Annotated in this window: 13 protein-coding genes; 9 read left to right on the top strand and 4 right to left on the bottom strand. The window is 72.3% G+C overall.

The genetic code is table 11. The features are described 5' to 3' along the window. The 7 genes from ABD823_RS03285 to ABD823_RS03255 all read left to right on the top strand — a co-directional run. The coding region (locus ABD823_RS03285; RefSeq protein WP_344855730.1) for a hypothetical protein at positions 1 to 2,109 on the top strand (2,109 nt) is incomplete at its 5' end. 149 nt (positions 2,110 to 2,258) lie between these two features. Further along, a complete protein-coding gene (locus tag ABD823_RS03280; RefSeq protein WP_344855728.1) occupies positions 2,259 to 3,905 on the top strand; it encodes a YfjP family GTPase in 1,647 nt (548 codons plus the stop codon). A gap of 244 nt (positions 3,906 to 4,149) precedes the next feature. Continuing rightward, positions 4,150 to 4,824 (top strand): single-stranded DNA-binding protein, encoded by a 675-nt coding sequence (locus ABD823_RS03275; RefSeq protein ID WP_344855726.1) that lies wholly within the window; start codon positions 4,150 to 4,152, stop codon positions 4,822 to 4,824. Positions 4,825 to 5,179: 355 nt separating this feature from the next. Continuing rightward, positions 5,180 to 6,481, top strand: coding sequence for a GGDEF domain-containing protein (locus tag ABD823_RS03270; RefSeq protein WP_344855724.1), 1,302 nt, complete (start codon positions 5,180 to 5,182; stop codon positions 6,479 to 6,481). 26 nt (positions 6,482 to 6,507) lie between these two features. Then, positions 6,508 to 8,172, top strand: coding sequence for an energy-dependent translational throttle protein EttA (gene ettA / locus ABD823_RS03265; protein ID WP_344855722.1), 1,665 nt, complete (start codon positions 6,508 to 6,510; stop codon positions 8,170 to 8,172). Positions 8,173 to 8,239: 67 nt separating this feature from the next. Beyond that, complete coding sequence (locus tag ABD823_RS03260; RefSeq protein WP_344855720.1) at positions 8,240 to 8,686, top strand: acyl-CoA thioesterase; 447 nt, start codon at positions 8,240 to 8,242, stop codon at positions 8,684 to 8,686. A gap of 46 nt (positions 8,687 to 8,732) precedes the next feature. Continuing rightward, the gene (locus ABD823_RS03255) at positions 8,733 to 9,566 is read left to right on the top strand and encodes an arylamine N-acetyltransferase family protein (protein ID WP_344855718.1); all 834 of its coding nucleotides are present in this window, start codon (positions 8,733 to 8,735) and stop codon (positions 9,564 to 9,566) included. Positions 9,567 to 9,651: 85 nt separating this feature from the next. Here ABD823_RS03255 and ABD823_RS03250 read toward each other — a convergent pair whose 3' ends face one another. The 4 genes from ABD823_RS03250 to ABD823_RS03235 all read right to left on the bottom strand — a co-directional run bounded on the left by ABD823_RS03250 (position 9,652) and on the right by ABD823_RS03235 (position 13,488). Continuing rightward, the gene (locus tag ABD823_RS03250; protein ID WP_344855716.1) at positions 9,652 to 11,214 is read right to left on the bottom strand and encodes a glycoside hydrolase family 13 protein; all 1,563 of its coding nucleotides are present in this window, start codon (positions 11,212 to 11,214) and stop codon (positions 9,652 to 9,654) included. After that, positions 11,211 to 11,609, bottom strand: a complete 399-nt coding sequence (locus tag ABD823_RS03245; RefSeq protein ID WP_344855714.1) for a globin — start codon at positions 11,607 to 11,609, stop codon at positions 11,211 to 11,213. Before ABD823_RS03245 ends, ABD823_RS03250 begins: the two co-directional genes overlap by 4 nt. A gap of 152 nt (positions 11,610 to 11,761) precedes the next feature. Continuing rightward, positions 11,762 to 12,823: a mechanosensitive ion channel family protein gene (locus tag ABD823_RS03240; RefSeq protein WP_344855712.1), complete on the bottom strand. Its 1,062-nt coding sequence runs from the start codon at positions 12,821 to 12,823 to the stop codon at positions 11,762 to 11,764. Positions 12,824 to 13,203: 380 nt separating this feature from the next. Beyond that, positions 13,204 to 13,488: a hypothetical protein gene (locus ABD823_RS03235; protein ID WP_344855710.1), complete on the bottom strand. Its 285-nt coding sequence runs from the start codon at positions 13,486 to 13,488 to the stop codon at positions 13,204 to 13,206. A gap of 340 nt (positions 13,489 to 13,828) precedes the next feature. Between ABD823_RS03235 and ABD823_RS03230 the strand changes: the two genes are divergently transcribed. Beyond that, positions 13,829 to 15,394 (top strand): NsdA family TPR-like regulatory protein, encoded by a 1,566-nt coding sequence (locus ABD823_RS03230; protein WP_344855708.1) that lies wholly within the window; start codon positions 13,829 to 13,831, stop codon positions 15,392 to 15,394. Further along, complete coding sequence (locus ABD823_RS03225; protein WP_344855706.1) at positions 15,391 to 15,885, top strand: GNAT family N-acetyltransferase; 495 nt, start codon at positions 15,391 to 15,393, stop codon at positions 15,883 to 15,885. The genes ABD823_RS03230 and ABD823_RS03225 overlap by 4 nt, the downstream gene beginning before the upstream one ends. The last annotated feature ends 412 nt before the right edge of the window (positions 15,886 to 16,297 follow it).

The raw sequence follows: 16,297 nt of genomic DNA, 5'->3' as shown, positions 1-16,297 counted from the left end.
AGGGACGGCGCCGAGGAGGCCGGGGAGACCAGGGACGGCGCCGAGGAGGCCGGGGAGACCAGGGACGGCGCCGAGGAGGCCGGGGACGCGGTCTTCCGGTGGGAGCCGTCCGCCGCGGAGGAGCCCGAGGCGGGACACGCCGGGGAACGCGGCGAGGAGAGCGCAGGAGGACCGGGGGCGGACGCCGGGAGCGGGGACTCCGCGGAGGAGCTCACCGAGGAGCCCGGTGAGGAGTTCGGCGAGGGCGGGGACCCGGCGGGCCGGGACCCCGGGGACGGGCGGGACGCCGCGCCGGACGGGGACACGGGCGAGGACACGGCCGAGGACACCGGCGGCGCGGACGACGCCGTGGTGGTCATCGCGGACGCCGGAGCCGGTGGCGAGGACGCCCTCGACGAGGACGCGCCGCGGGAGTGGGTCCGGGAGGCGGAGCTGCCCCAGGAGGCATCCGAGGCGCTGACCGAGGCGCTCGCCGCGCTGCGGGAGAGCGTCACGGGCCTGGCCTTCGGCCTCGACCTCCCCGGTGCGCAGGAGGCCAGGCGGGCCAGGGACGAGCTCCTGACCCAGCTCGACGACTACGTGATCCCGCGGATCCGCGTCAGCACCGCGCCGGCGCTCGTCGTCATCGCGGGCTCCACCGGCGCGGGCAAGTCGACCCTGCTCAACACCCTGGCCGACGCCGACGTCAGCCCCACCGGCGTCCGGCGGCCGACCACGGGCGTGCCGGTGCTGGCCTGCCACCCCGACGACCACGGGTGGTTCGCCGAGGGCGGCCCGCTCGGCGGCCTGGAGCGGCGGGACGCCGCGGACCCCGGCGGCGGGACGGACGGGATCGTGCTCGTCTCCACCGAGCGCCTGCCCCCGGGCGTGGCGCTGCTCGACACCCCCGACATCGACTCGGTCGTGGAGACGCACCACGAGATCGCCCACCGCATGCTCGACGCGGCCGACCTGTGGATCTTCGTCACGACCGCGGCCCGCTACGCCGACGCCCCGGCCTGGCGGCTGCTCCGCCTGGCCAAGGAGCGCGGCGCCCGGCTGGCGATCGTGCTCTCCCGGGTGCCGGCCAAGTCGCGCGAGGTGGTCACCAAGCACTTCGTGCGCATGCTCACCGAGTACGGCCTCGGCCACGTCGACCGCTTCGTCATCAACGAGAGCACCACCAGCGGCGGCATGCTCCCCGACCACGAGGTCACCGAGCTCAGGCTCTGGCTGACCGAACTCTCGGTGGACGAGCGGCGGCGGGCGCAGGCCGTACGGGAGACGCTGGCCGGAGTGCTCGACAGCTTCCGGACCCGGGTCCCCGCCCTGGCCAAGCACCTGGAGGCGCAGCTGGCCGTGCGCGCCGAGCTCCGCGGCGACGTGGACGCCGCGTACGGCGGAGCGCTCGCCGAGATCGACGAGGCCACCAGGAACGGCTCGCTGCTGCGCGGGGAGGTCCTGGGCCGCTGGCAGGACTTCGTCGGATCGGGCGACCTGATGCGCACCCTGCGCCTGCGCAGGCCCGGCAGGTTCGCCGGGAAGATGAGCCAGCAGGGGCCCGAGCGGCTCAGCGCGCTGAAGGGCGCGCTCCGGACCGGGCTGGAGTCGGTCGTCGTCTCCGCGGCCCAGCGCGCCGCCGAGGAGGCCGCCTCGCGCTGGCTGCACCGGTCCGGCGGGGAGGCCCTGGCCGCGTCCGCGGGGCTCGGCCGCCCCTCCGACGAGTTCGCGCGCCGTGCCGGCCGGGCCGTGGCGGCCTGGCAGGAGCACCTCGTCGAGCTGATCCGCACCGAGGGTGTGACCAAGCGGTCGGTGGCCAGGCTGGTCTCGTTCGACGCGGAGTCGCTAGCGATGATCTTCGCGATCGGGCTGTTCGGCTACGGCACCGCCGAGGTCGAGGTCACGGGCAGGAGCGCGCTGCCGCAGCGGCTGCTGCACGCGCTGCTCGGCGCGGAGTCGCTGCGCAACATCAGCGCCAAGGCCCGCAGCGACCTGAGGGCCCGGATCGGGGCGCTGCTCGACGACGAGGTCTCCCGCTACATCCAGGTCCTCGACGGGGCCGGCATCCCCGACGAATCCGCAGCAACCCGCCTCTACCAGGCGATGTACAACCTTGAGGTCGCCCGATGAGGAGTGAGCCCCGCGCCGCGGGCGCCGGGACCGCCGCGTCCGCGTCCGCACCCGCCACGGCGGCCGGCGTGGTCAGGCACGCCGCCGTCCCGCCGTCGTCTCCCGCGCGCGCCGCGGGCCGTGCGTCGAACGAGGAGCGCTGAGCGACGATGAGCAGCACCATCGGCACGACCCCGGCGCGCCAGGGACTCGGCGGCCGCCTCGCCGCGGTGGCCCGGGTCGTGGAGCTGGGACCGGGCAGGGTCGACCCCAAGATCCTCACGGAGGCGGGCCAGCTGCTGCTGCGCGCCGGCGACCGCCTCAAGCTCTCCCCCGAGCACACGGTCGTCGCCCTCGCCGGAGGCACAGGGAGCGGCAAGTCCTCGCTGTTCAACGCGATCTCCGGACTCGAGCTCTCGCCGACCGGCGTGCGCCGTCCCACCACGGCGCGCACCCACGCCTGCGTGTGGGGCCTGGACGGAGCCGGCCCGCTGCTCGACTGGCTGCAGATCCAGTGGCGGCACCGCTTCGCCAGGGCCAGCGCGCTCGACAAGGGCGAGAGCGGGCTGCACGGGCTGATCCTGCTCGACCTGCCCGACCACGACTCCATCCGGGCGCTCACCGACCCCGAGGCCGACCGGCTGATCCAGGCCGCCGACCTCGTCGTCTGGGTGCTCGACCCGCAGAAGTACGCCGACGCCTCCACCCACCGGCGCTACGTGACCGAGCTGGCCGGGCACGACGCGGTGACGGTCTTCGTGCTCAACCAGGCCGACCGGCTGAGCCCCGGGGAACTGGCCGAGTGCGTCGCGGACCTGGACGACCTGCTCCGCCGCGAGGGCGTCGAGAACCCCGTCATCGTGCCGACCTCCGCGACCACGGGCAGAGGCGTCGACGACCTGCGGGCCGTGCTCGCCGACGCCGTGGCCAGGCGCCGGGCGGCGATCCAGCGGCTGGAGGCCGACCTCGACCGGCTGGTCCGGCGCCTGACGAAGGCCATGCCCGCCGAGGGCGTCCCGCCGGTGGCCGCCTCCGTCGACGACGCCCGCCGGATCGGCCTGACCGACGCGCTCTGCGACGCGGCCGGGGTGCCGGCCGTCGGCGAGGCGATGGAGAACGTGTACGGCGTGCGGTCGGCCGAGTGGGTCGGCTGGCCGTACGCCCGCTGGGCCGCCCGGCTCCGACCGGATCCGCTCGCCAGCCTCCGCCTGAACGACCTCAAGGACGAGATCCGCGGCCTGGCCGGCGGTGCGATGAGCGCGCAGCCCGCCGAGGTGGACAACGCGGTCCAGGCCCTGTCCGACGGGCTCACCACGGGCATGCACGAGGCGTGGCGGAACGCCGTGCGGGACGCCGCGCGCTCCCGCACGGCCCAGCTGCCGCAGGTGCTGTCGGAGGAGCTGACGGAGATCGCGCCCCGCCTGGACCGGGTGCCGGCCTGGTGGCGGCTGCTCCTGGTCTGGCAGTACCTGCTGGTCGTGCTCTTCGTCGCGGGCGTCGCCTGGATCGGTACGGCCCTGGCCTACGGGGTGTTCGAGGTGGGCAGGATCCCGGAGGGCCTGGAGGCGTTCGGCGACCCGGCCTCGCTGCCCTGGGTCGGGCTGATGGTGCTGTCCGTCCTCGGCCTGGGCCTGCTCACGGCGGTGGCCAGCCGGAACATCGTCGCGCTGGGGGCGGCGGGAGAGCGGGAGCGGCTGGAGCGCGAGATGCGCCGCAGGGTCGCGGCGGTGGCCCAGAGCATGGTGATCGAGCCGGTGGAGCGCGAGCTGGCCCGTTACAACGAGTTCTACGCGGCACTGCGCGCCGTGCGCGGCTGACCGGCGGGCGGAGCGGCGCTGCGCGGCGGGACTGGGGGCGGGGGCGTGCGCGGCTGACCTGCGGGCAGGGCGCCGTGCCGGTCGCGGTGGATGGGTGCCGTCCGGGCCCCACCGGTCGTCCACAGCCCGGCCGGGATCCCCCCGGTCGTCCACAGAGCGCGGTTCGCGGCTCCGCGCGGAAGGCGGCGCGGGCCACCGTGTCTCTCACAGCGCGGGCAGCCCGCCCGCTCTCACGGGAGGCACGATGAACGACATCTACATCACCCTGACCGGCAACGTCGCGGCTCCGCCCCGCCAGCACACCTTCCCCGACGGATCACGGGTGACCTCGCTCAAGGTGGCGTCGACCAGCCGTTACTTCGACCGGGAGCACCAGCAGTGGCGCAACGGCGAGACGACCTACTTCGGGGTCCGGTGCTTCAGGGGGCTCGCCGACAACGTCGCCCAGTCGGTCCGGGTGGGGCAGCCGGTCGTGGTCCAGGGGCGGCTGCGCATCCGGGAGTTCGTCCACGAGGGGGAGCGCCGGTTCATGGCCGAGGTCGAGGCCGGAGCGGTCGGGCACGACCTCCGCTGGGGGCTGGGCAGCTTCAGCAAACCGCAGCGGGGCGGTAGCGCCCCGCTGCTGGGCGAGGAGGAGCGGAGCGAGCTCGACCGCGAGACGCTCGACTGGTCGCTGGGCGGTGTGGTCTCCACGGTCCCGGACGGGTCGGCGGGGCTCCGGGGCGACATCGCCGAGAACGCGGCGGAGACGCCCGCCGCGGCCGTGGCGGGCGCCGAGGACACCGGCGCTCCGGACGGGGTCGCGGACACGGCGCGGGAGGCCGGCGACACGCCCGATGCCCAGGCGGGAGGCGACGGATCCGCCCCGCGCACGAAGGGCGGCAGGGCGTGGCGGACCGGGGTGCGGGCGGCGGCCTGACGGGTCCGCTGAAGGGAGCGCCGCTCCCGGAACGGCCCGGACGGGGCCGCCGGGGAGAGGGGGAGGAGGGGGCACCGGCCGGACGCGGTCGGTGCCTCACCGTGCGCTCGTGGGGTCATCCGGGGGAACGGCCGATGGTCGTGGTTCGTCTCAGACGCCGAGGCACCTGTCAGGTCCAGGTCACGCCCCGCAGCATGGCTGCTCCTTTCCCACACGGTCCGGTAGCGGAGAGAGCGATATCCGTCGTGAGCCACCCGATATGTCGGCTCACTCCGTCAAAGGTAGCGGTTCCCGTCGCGCGGCGCACACTCCGCAATTATTGTGTTACACATCGTTAGCCAAAGAGGGGGACTGCATGGTGGCGCCCAGTCATACCTCGATCAAGCCGCGTGACGGCGTGACGACCTTGGCCGGTCGGTGGCCTCTGCTGGGGCAGCGCCGCCCGCTGGTCGTCTACCTCTGCGGAGTCGTGGCGCTGGCCCTGGCCGTGACCGTGTTCTCCGCCATGGCCAGCGTGTTCCGGTGGTCCGACACGCTGACCTTCGCCGCGCTGGTGGCGTGCGGGGCGGTCTGCATCGAGGCGACCCGCAGGCTCGGCATGCCCGCCGGCGTCGCCCGCGACCTGCTGTCCGCCTGGTGGCTGCCCGTCGCCCTGCTCCTGCCCCCGGTCTACGCGCTCCTGGCGCCGATCCCGCTCCAGATCCTGCTGCAGAAACGGGTGCGCGAGACGCTCGTCTACCGGAGGGTGTTCAGCTCGGCCGCGATCGGGCTGTCCGGGTGCGCCGCCTCGGTGCTGTTCCGCCTCGGCGTCGGGGACCCGTCCGGACTGAGCACCGGAGGGGGGTGGCCGATCACCGTCGCGATCGGCTGCGCCGTGCTGTTCACCGTCCTCAACACCGCGCTGGTCGCGGTCGCCGCGCACATGGCCAATCCCGACAGCCGCTGGCGCGAGGTGCTCTGGGACAGGGAGAGCCTGACGCTCGACGTGGTGGAGCTCTGCCTCGGTGTCATCGTGGCCATCGCCTGCGGGGTCAACCTGCTGCTGCTGGTGCTGGCGCTCCCGCCGGTGGTGCTGCTCCAGCGGAGCCTGCTCCACGCGCAGCTCCAGGCCGCGGCCCGCACCGACGCGAAGACCGGCCTGCTCAACGCCGCCGCCTGGCAGCGCGAGGCGGACACCGAGATCGTCAGGGCCCGGCGGACCGGTGATCCGCTCGCCCTGCTGATCGTCGACATCGACCACTTCAAGCGGGTCAACGACACCTACGGCCACCTGACCGGCGACCAGGTCCTGGTCGGCGTGGCGACGACGCTGCGCAGCCAGCTCCGCGAGTACGACATCGTGGGCCGCTTCGGCGGGGAGGAGTTCGTCGTCCTGCTGCCCGGGGCCGACATGACCGAGGCCCGGAGGGTCGCCGAGCGGCTGCGCTCGCGGATCGGCCGGATGGCCGTCCCGGTCGACGGCGACATGATCAGCGTGACGATCTCGGCCGGCATCGCGGTCATGAGCGTGCACGGCAACGACCTGATCGAACTGCTGGCGGTGGCGGACCTGGCTCTCTACCACGCCAAGGAGCTCGGCCGGGACCGCGTCTACCTCCCGGCCGCCTCGATGCCGCCCAGCACCCCGCCGCCCGGGTCGGAGGCCGCCCCTAGCTGAGGCCCGGAGGGCCTAAGCTAGAAGGCATGCCGGAGTACATCTACACACTGCAGCGCGTGCGCAAGGCGCATGGCGACAAGGTTGTCCTCGACGATGTGACGCTGTCGTTCCTGCCGGGCGCGAAGATCGGTGTCCTGGGCCCCAACGGCACCGGGAAGTCGACGCTGCTGCGGATGATGGCAGGCCTGGAGCAGCCGTCCAACGGCGAGGCCCGCCTCATGCCCGGCTTCACCGTCGGCATGCTCCAGCAGGAGCCCCCGCTCAACGAGTCCAAGACCGTGCTCGGCAACGTCGAGGAGGGCGTGGCCGAGACCAAGGCCATGCTCGACCGCTTCAATGAGATCGCCGAGCTGATGGCCACCGACTACAGCGACGAGCTGCTCGAGGAGATGGGCAAGCTCCAGGACGCGCTGGACCACCGCAACGGCTGGGACCTCGACAGCCAGCTGGAGCAGGCGATGGACGCGCTCCGCTGCCCGCCCCCGGACGCCGACGTCAGCAAGCTCTCCGGTGGTGAGCGCCGCCGCGTCGCGCTCTGCAAGCTCCTGCTGGAGCAGCCCGACCTGCTCCTGCTCGACGAGCCCACCAACCACCTGGACGCCGAGAGCGTCAACTGGCTGGAGTCGCACCTGGAGAAGTACCCCGGGACCGTCCTGGCCGTCACTCACGACCGCTACTTCCTGGACAACGTGGCGACCTGGATCCTGGAGCTCGACCGCGGCCGCTGCTACCCCTACGAGGGCAACTACTCCACCTACCTGGAGTCGAAGGCATCCCGCCTGAAGGTCGAGGGCCAGAAGGACGCCAAGCGCCGCAAGCGGCTGGAGGAGGAGCTGCAGTGGGTGCGCTCCAACCCCAAGGCCCGCCAGGCCAAGAGCAAGGCCCGCCTCCAGCGCTACGAGGAGATGGCCGCCGAGGCCGACAAGTACCGCAAGCTGGACTTCGAGGAGATCCAGATCCCGCCGGGCCCGCGCCTGGGCACCACGGTCATCCGCGCCGAGAAGCTCACCAAGGGCTTCGGCGACCGGCTGCTGATGGACGGCCTCTCCTTCGACCTGCCGCGCAACGGCATCGTCGGCGTGATCGGCCCGAACGGCGTCGGCAAGACCACGCTCTTCCGGATGATCACCGGCGGCGAGACGCCGGACAGCGGGGAGATCACCGTCGGCGAGACCGTCAAGATCTCCTACGCCGACCAGAGCCGGGGCGGCATCGACCCGAGCAAGAACGTCTGGGAGGTCGTCTCCGACGGGCTCGACCACATCAAGGTCGGCAACGTCGAGATGCCGTCCCGCGCCTACATCGCCGCGTTCGGCTTCAAGGGCCCGGACCAGCAGAAGAAGGCGGGCGTGCTGTCCGGAGGCGAGCGCAACCGCCTCAACCTCGCGCTCACCCTCAAGCAGGGCGGCAACGTCCTGCTGCTCGACGAGCCCACCAACGACCTCGACACCGAGACGCTCTCCAGCCTGGAGAACGCGCTGCTCGACTTCCCCGGCTGCGCGGTCATCACCTCGCACGACCGGTGGTTCCTCGACCGCATCGCGACCCACATCCTGGCCTGGGAGGAGGGCTCGAACTGGTTCTGGTTCGAGGGCAACTTCGCCGACTACGAGAAGAACAAGATCGAGCGCCTGGGCGCGGAGGCGGCCCGCCCGCACCGGGTGACCTACCGCAAGCTCACCCGCGACTGACCCGGCCGCGCGCGGTCCCCGGACCCCGCCGCGAGGCGGGGGCCCGGGGACCGCTACGGTTCTCGATGTGCTCGGACAGACCACGAACGACACGGACCGCGGCCGGCGGCACGTCCTCCACCGGCCGGTCCGGTTCGCCGACATCGACGTGCTCGGCCACGTCAACAACGTGCGGTTCTTCGACTACCTCGAGGACGCCCGGATCGGGATGTTCCACGTCACCCCTCACCGGGAGGGCATCGCCGCCCCGTTCCAGGGGCTGGTCGTCGCGCGCCACGAGATCGACTACCGCAGGCCCCTGATGTTCCGGCCGGACCCGGTCCGGGTGGAGACCTGGGTGAGCGAGATCCGCCCGGTGCGCTTCACCCTCGACTACGAGGTCCGCGACGACGAGCAGGTCTTCGTCCAGGCCCGTTCGATCATGGTCGCCTACGACGTGGAGAAGGCGGCCGCCCGCAGGCTGACCGAGGACGAGACCGCCTACCTGCGCAGGTTCGCCCCCGAGGAGCGGTGAGGCCGGGGGGTCGCGGCAAGATCGCTCAGGCGGCCATCATGGGGACATGACGGAGAACAGTCCCGCCTCCGAGTGGGGTGCCGAACGCGTCGACCCGGCCGCCTACCTCCGGCGGATCGGCTGCGCGGGCCCGCTCGCCCCCACTGCGGAGACCCTGCGCGAACTGCACCGCGCCCACGTGCTGACCATCCCCTTCGAGAACCTCGACGTGGTCCTGGGCCGGGGCGTGCGGCTCGACGCAGGCGCCCTCCAGGGGAAACTGGTGGACGGCCGGCGCGGAGGTTACTGCTACGAGCACAATCTGCTCTTCGCCGCCGTGCTGGAGCGGCTCGGCTACCGGGTGACCCGGCTGCTGGCCCGGGTGGGCCCGCTCGGTGAGCCCAGGCGGGCGCGCACCCACGCCATGCTGCTGGTCGAGGCCGACGGCACGCGCCATCTGGCAGACGTCGGGTTCGGCGGGGAAGGGCTGGTGGAGCCGCTGCCGTTCGCCGAGGGCGCGGTCTCCCACGTCGGGCCGTGGACCTGGCGGCTCGGCAGGGCCGGCGACGAATGGGTGCTGAGCACCCTCCGGCAGGACGGCTGGGCCGAGCTGTACGCCTTCCGCCTGGAGGTGCACCACCGCGCGGACTTCGAGATGGCCAACCACTACACCTCGACCCTTCCCTCCTCGCCCTTCGTCCGGCACGTGATCGCCCAGCGGACGATCCCCGGCGCGCGCCGCCGGCTGCAGAACCTCGAGCTCGACGGGCAGGAGCTGAAGGCGGAGGAACTGCACGCCGTGCTCGGGGAGGTCTTCGGCATCGGCCTGGAGCCGGAGGAGGCCGAGGGACTGGCCCGCCACGCGCGGGCGGCGGGACGGTCCCCGGAGCGGCAGGGGTGACCGTCCCGGACGCGGCGGGGGCACCGCTCCCGCCGCGCCGGGGACGGACGCGTGAACCGCGGCCGGGCCCGGAAGGGCCCGGGTCTCAGGGAGTGTGCAGCCAGACGGCCGTGTCCGGCGGGAGCAGGCGACCGTCCACCGGCGCGCTGGCGATCAGGATCCGCTCGTGCGGCGGGAGCGGTACGGCCTCCGTGCCGCAGTTGACGGCGCAGGTCAGCGAGCCGCGGCGGAAGACGAGCGCGTCCGCGGGGGCGTCCAGCCAGTCGACGCGGTCGGGCAGCGAGCCGCGCAGCGCCCGGCGGGTCCGCAGCGCCTGCCGGTAGAAGGAGAGCGTCGAGCCGGGATCGCTGGCCTGGCGCTCGGCGGTCAGCGCCGCCCACTCGGCCGGCTGGGGGAGCCACGGGGCGGCCCCCTCCGGTGAGAAGCCGTACGGCTCGGCGGCGCCGGACCAGGGCAGCGGTACCCGGCAGCCGTCCCGGCCGGGCAGCCGGCCCTGCGAGCGGATGAAGATGGGATCCTGGCGGGCCCCGGCGGGGATGTCGGTCACCTCCGGCAGCCCGAGTTCCTCCCCCTGGTAGAGGTAGGCCGAACCGGGCAGGGCGAGCATGGCCAGCAGTGCCGCGCGGCCCCGGGCGAGACCGGTGGTGGAGTGCGGCAGCCCCTCGCCGTAGCGGGTGACGTGGCGGACCACGTCGTGGTTGGAGAGCACCCAGGTGTGCGCCTCCCCGGTGGCCAGCGTCTCGTCGATGACCTTGCGGAACGCCGTGGCCGACCAGGGGGCCTCCAGCCAGGCGAAGTTGAAGCTCTGGTGGAGCTCGTCCGGGCGGGTGTAGAGGGCGAGGTCCTCGGCGGAGTCGGTCCACACCTCCCCGACGGCGATGCGCTCGCCCGGGTAGGAGTCGAGCAGCTTGCGCCACTCCCGGTAGACCTCGTGGACCTCGGGGCGCCCCCAGATCGGCGAGGCGGCCTTGAACGACTGGTCGTCGGGCGGCAGGTCGGGCAGGCCCTCGGCCTTGTACAGGCCCATCGCCACGTCGATGCGGAAGCCGTCCACGCCCCGCTCCAGCCAGAACCGCAGGATGTCGAGGAACTCGGCGTGCACCTCGGGATTGCGCCAGTTGAAGTCGGGCTGTGAGGAGTCGAACAGGTGCAGGTACCACTGCCCGTCGGGCAGCCGGGTCCAGGCCGGGCCGCTGAAGGTCGACTGCCAGTTGTTGGGCGGGGAGTCCCCGCCGTCCCGGAAGACGTAGCGGTCGCGCCCCTCGCCCCGCAGCGCGGCCTGGAACCACGGGTGCGCCGAGGAGCTGTGGTTGGGCACGATGTCGACGAGCACCCGCAGGCCGTGCTCGTGGGCGTCGGACACCAGCGCGTCGAAGTCGGCCAGGGTGCCGAAGAGCGGATCCACGTCCCGGTAGTCGGCCACGTCGTAGCCGCCGTCGGCCATGGGGGAGGGGTAGAAGGGGGTCAACCAGATCGCGTCCACACCGAGCTCGGCGAGGTACGGCAGGCGCTGCCGGACGCCTTCCAGATCGCCGACGCCGTCTCCCGAGGCGTCGGCGAAACTGCGAACGTAGATCTCGTACACCACGGCATCACGCCACCAGGGGATCTCCATGGAGTTGGGCTGCCCCGGCGTGGCGCCGTTCATGCGTCGGGCGCGTTGACCATGCTGTGCGCCGCGTAGACGAGGTAGTCCCACAGGCGGTTCTGCAGCTCCTCGGGGAGCTCCAGGGAGAGCACGGCCTCGTGCATGTGCCGCAGCCAGGCGTCCCGCTCGGCGGCGCCGATGACGAACGGGCTGTGCCGCATCCGCAGCCGGGGGTGGCCGCGCCGCCGGCTGTAGGTGCTGGGACCGCCCCAGTACTGCATCAGGAACAAGCTCAGCCGCTCCTCGGCCCCGGCCAGGTCGTCGGCGGGGTACATCGGCCAGAGCAGGGGGTCGTCCACGACACCCTGGTAGAAGCGGTGGACCAGGCGGCGGAAGGTCTCCTCCCCGCCGACGGCGTCGAAGAAGGACTGGGATTCCTCGGTGGTACCTGACACGGTCTCAGCCTAAGGGGTCCGCGCCGGGGATCGCGTCCGGCGGCGGGCGTCCGCACCCGGACCGCACCCCGGCGGCGTCCGCCCCCGCCCGCGTCCGGCGCCTACGGCGGGCGCCGGGTCGCGGCCCGTGCGGCGGGACGCCGCCGCGGGCGTCAGCCGGCGATCGTGATGCCCGCCCCGTCCAGGGCCGTCTTGACCCGGATGCGGATCTCCCGGGCGACCTCCGCCTGACGGGACGGGATCGTCTTGACGCTGATCCGGAAGACGACGGCCGTGTCGGAGATCTGCTCGATCCCCCAGACCTGCGGTTCCTCGACGATGACGGCGTCGCGGTAGGCCGGGTCGTTCCAGATCTCCTCGGCCACCTGCGTGAGGAGGTCGCGGACGGCCGGCACCTCGGAGCTGTAGGCGACCGGGACGTCCACGGTGGCGCGGGCCCAGCCCTGGGACTCGTTGCCGACCCGGGTGATGGTGCCGTTGCGGACGTACCAGACCCGGCCGTCGGCGTCGCGCAGGCGCGTGATGCGCAGGGTGACCGCCTCGACGGTGCCGGTGACGGGGGTGCCGGTCGCGGCGCCCACGTCGATCACGTCGCCCACGCCGTACTGGTCCTCCAGGAGCATGAACATGCCGGCGATGAAGTCCCTGACGAGTTCCTGGGCGCCGAAGCCGAGGGCCACGCCGACGATGCCGACGCTGGTCAGCAGCGGGGCGATCGGTACGGAGAGCCGTTCCAGGACGGTCAGGACCGCGGTGCCGAGGATGACGATCGAGGCGACGGACCTCAGCACCGAGCCGATCGTCTCGGCCCGCTGCCTGCGCCGCTCGACGGCGACGGCGTCGAGCCCCTCCGGTTGCACCGTCTGCCGGCCGCGCAGCCGCCCGGCGATCGAGGCGTTGCCCGCGGACGCGCGCCGTACCACCCGGGTGATCAGGCGGTGGACCACCTTCCGCAGGACGACGGCGACCGCCAGGATCAGCACGATGGACAGCAGCCCGGCGATCACGGGGGCCCAGGAGGCGGGCAGCACGGAGTACACGGCATCGCAGAGTATGTCGTTGTCCCCACTGCCCGAGCACGCCCTCGTCAGGCCCTCGCTCATCTGGGTGGTGAAGTCCAGGATCGACGTGGGCGTCGGAGACGGGGACGGCACCGGTGAAGGCGTGGGCGTGGGGGTGGGCGTGGGAGAAGGGCTGGGGGAGAGCAGGAACACGGAGAGGATCCCTCCCGGATCGGCCGGTTCGGTAACGAGGAAGTCAACGACATCCCAATATCGCCGATCCGACCGGCCGCCGTCACATCGCCGGGGAAGACGGGGGCGTCCGATCCGGGGCCGCGGGGGACGGATCGGGACACTCCGGTGACGTACGGCACGGACGGGGCACGCACCCGGAAGCGTGTCCCGTACCGCTGCGCGGGAGGGATCTCCCGATCACCGCCCCGGTCGGACCGGGCGGCGCTCTCGACGTCCGAAGCCGGCAGGGTGACCAGCGTCCGAGGACGCTCCGCACCGGTCACCCCGCCGACCCGGCCGGGCCGTGGCGGGCACGGCGGACCGGTACGGCTGCGCCCCGTGCCGGTCCGCCGCCGTGGTCACTCTCCCACCGCGGCGAGCACGCGTGCGACCTTGGTCGCGGCACCGGCGGGGTCGTCCGCCGTGTGCATCTTCTCTCCCCAGGACCACCAGTAGTACCAGTCCGGCCGGCTGGCGGCGGTCTGGGCGCGGCAGGTGACGTTCTCCGCGAGGCTGGTCGCGTTCGGGTTGATCACGCGGACGAACGCACGGCCCGTCTGGCTCCGCACCACCCGGGCGTGCAGCCCGCGAGCGTCCAGTTCCGACACCAGTCGCTCCAGGTGCCCGAAGTCGTCTCCCTGCACCTCGTTCCCTCCTCTTCGGACTCACCGCACCGGGCGGCGCCCTCGCGGCGCTCGGATCGGTGCTGGTTGGCCAAAGATGTCTCACACCGGCGCGGGGGTCAACGGGACGGAACCCAAGATCAGGAGGGGTGTTCTCCCAAGTAGGTTGAAAGAAGCAGTCCGGGGGGAGACGATCCTTAGCCGGTGGCTCCATTCGTCGGTTCCGGATGAGCCAAAGGTGGTCCATCATTCTCTGTAGGCGCAGTGCGACGCTGTAGTCACACTGTGTCAGTAGGAGAGGACCGGTCAGGACATGTTGAGTGCGCCAGCCCGCCCAGCTGGTCACGAGAGAGGGGCCGGTATGTCCGGCAGGCAGCACAGAGAGACAGAGCTGGCACGGCGGATCCGGGCTCGGGGCCTGGCCGCGGGACGGAGCTCGGCGCAGATAGCCGAGGAGATCTTCGACAAGTGCGGTCCGCAGTTCGGGACCACGCGGATCAAGGGTCACCGTCTCGCGCACGGCATCGCGCTCGCCGACGTGATCGAACAGGTTCGGGCGCTGTTCGAACGCGACGGCAAGCCGGCGCCAGGCATCGGGGAGACGCTTCTGTCCGCCTACGAGAGCGGGTTGAAACGGCCCGGCCCCGAATACCTCCACTACCTCTGTTCCGTCTACCGGGTCGAACCGGTCGCTCTTGGATATGAGGGCCCGTGCATCTGCGGCCACGGCCACAAGATGCCCGGTGTCGTCCGAGGCGATCTCCAGGATGAGAAACCCGATACTTCCCCGGGTCCACGCGAGTCATGGACCGCGCAGGTCGACGGAGACCTCTCGGTGGACGGGGGCGAGGAGGACGAGAACGTGCTGCGGAGAACGCTTCTGGGCCTGCTGGCCGGCGGCAGCGTCGCTTTGGACGGTCAGGTGCTGGGATCGATGGAGAACATACGCCGGAGGATGGACAACACCCTGGTGTCGGCGACCGTCTCGCCCGCGATGCTCGACCAGTGGGAGGAGGCCGCCGTCGGCTTCGGCCGGCAGTACATGAACACGCCGCCCCTGCGCCTGCTCTGCGACGTGCTGCTGGAATTCAGCGCCGTGCGCAAGGCGATGGAGCGGCGTCAACCGGTCGACCTGCAGGAACGGCTCTGCCGGATGGCGGCTCAGCTGGCCGGCCTCAGCGGCATGATCATGATCAATCTGGGTGACCACCGGATGGCCCGCTCCTTCTTCCGGACCGGCCGGATGGCGGCCGACGAGACCGGCGACCGCGCGCTGCGGGCCTGGGTCACCGCCCGGGAGTCGCTGGTCCCGCTCTACTACGGCGACCCGCGCGAGGCGCTCAACCTCGCCAAGAAGAGCGGTGACCTGGCCGGTCAGACCCCGTGCGCGGCCCAGGCGATGGCGCCGGTCGTCGAGGCCAGGGCGCTGGCGATGCTCTCCGGCGCGGGGAAGAAGGACGTGGTCGACCAGGCCAAGCGGGCGCTGTCCCGGGCCCGGGCGGCGTTCGCCCAGATGACCGCGGACCAGAAGGAGGACGCGGCCTTCGGCTACACCGAGCGCCAGCTCTACTTCCACCAGGGCGACGCGCTGGTCCGGCTGGGGCAGGCGATGGAGGCCGACCTCATCCTGGAGCAGGCGCTCACCAAGTACGGCCCGTCCGACTGGCTCGATCCCACGCTGATCAGGCTCGACCGGGCCAGGTGCAAGCTGATGGAGGGCGACGTCGACGAGGCGGTGTCGATCGCCACGGCCACGATCGAGGGGCTCGGCGACGGCTGCCGGACGGACATCGTCATGCAGCGCGCCCACGAGGTGGCCAAGGCGATCGAGGCCAAGGTGCCGGACCACGCCGGGCTCCGGACCTACCTCGACGTGCTGCGCGCCGCGTCGCTGGTCAAGGTGGACCCGTTGGGCGTGGATGCATGAGCCACCTCAGGATCAGGCGCTACCGCTGGTCCGATCTCGAGGCGGTCTGCGCGCTGCATCAGATCTGCCTGGCCCAGGTCGGGCTCGCACCGGGGGACGGCGTCTGGTACGACGACGACTTCCCGAGGATCAACGAGATCTACCTCGCCGACCGGGGGGAGTTCCTGGTGGGTGAGGTCTCCGGCCGTGTCGTGTCGATGGCCGGGCTCCGCCGCGTCGACGACGAGACCGCCGAGATGTGCCGCCTGCGGGTCCATCCGGAGTTCCAGCGCCGCGGGTACGGCGCCCGGATGGTCTCGGCCCTGGAGGCGCGGGCGGTCGAGTTGGGCTACACGCGGCTGCGTGGGGACACCACCCTGAACCAGCCGGCGGCGATCGAGCTGTACCGCAAGTACGGCTGGCGCGAGATCCGCAGGGAGGAGCGCGGCGGGTGCGTCGTGCTCTACGGCGAGAAGGATCTGACGGGCGTGATGTCCGTGCTGCCGCAGTGATGCTGATGCCGTGTTGATCAGCTGTTTTCCGTTGCGATCCGGGGGAATCCCGAAATACTTGTCGTACCCGCAGTGACTCCCAGGGGGGTGCGATGAAGAGGATCGTCGTCCACAAACCCGGCGTGATCAGACTGAGCGGTGCCGCCAGCGCCACCCATGTGGGCTGACCGGCGCAGCCGACGGCTGGAACGCCCTCCGGCGCCCGTCCGGGCCTCGTGCCCCTCGGACGGGCGCCTTCGTCTGCGGTGCCGGGGCCGCCGGGGAGGACGGCGCGGCGGAGGAGAAAACCTCTCCCGGGATGCCTTCTTTCTCTCCCGGAGATTTCTCCCCGGCCGTGGCCGCGCTCTGGCCTGCCGGGTGGAGAACTTTCTTCTCCGGGAGGGGTTTTCCGGGTCGGGGTGAGGTTTTCCTC

The sequence above is a fragment of the Planomonospora alba genome, from assembly GCF_039534085.1.
Lineage (GTDB): Bacteria > Actinomycetota > Actinomycetes > Streptosporangiales > Streptosporangiaceae > Planomonospora_B > Planomonospora_B alba.
The sequence above is the reverse complement of the archived record's forward strand: the minus strand, read 5'-3'. Positions and strand labels throughout refer to the sequence as shown.

Coding starts and splice junctions, on each gene's coding strand:
- ABD823_RS03225 (WP_344855706.1), top strand. CDS start 15,391: ATGAGCCACCTCAGGATCAGGCGCTACCGCTGGTCCGATCTCGAGGCG.
- ABD823_RS03250 (WP_344855716.1), bottom strand. CDS start 11,214: ATGAACGGCGCCACGCCGGGGCAGCCCAACTCCATGGAGATCCCCTGG.
- ettA (WP_344855722.1), top strand. CDS start 6,508: ATGCCGGAGTACATCTACACACTGCAGCGCGTGCGCAAGGCGCATGGC.
- ABD823_RS03230 (WP_344855708.1), top strand. CDS start 13,829: ATGTCCGGCAGGCAGCACAGAGAGACAGAGCTGGCACGGCGGATCCGG.
- ABD823_RS03275 (WP_344855726.1), top strand. CDS start 4,150: ATGAACGACATCTACATCACCCTGACCGGCAACGTCGCGGCTCCGCCC.
- ABD823_RS03255 (WP_344855718.1), top strand. CDS start 8,733: ATGACGGAGAACAGTCCCGCCTCCGAGTGGGGTGCCGAACGCGTCGAC.
- ABD823_RS03280 (WP_344855728.1), top strand. CDS start 2,259: ATGAGCAGCACCATCGGCACGACCCCGGCGCGCCAGGGACTCGGCGGC.
- ABD823_RS03270 (WP_344855724.1), top strand. CDS start 5,180: ATGGTGGCGCCCAGTCATACCTCGATCAAGCCGCGTGACGGCGTGACG.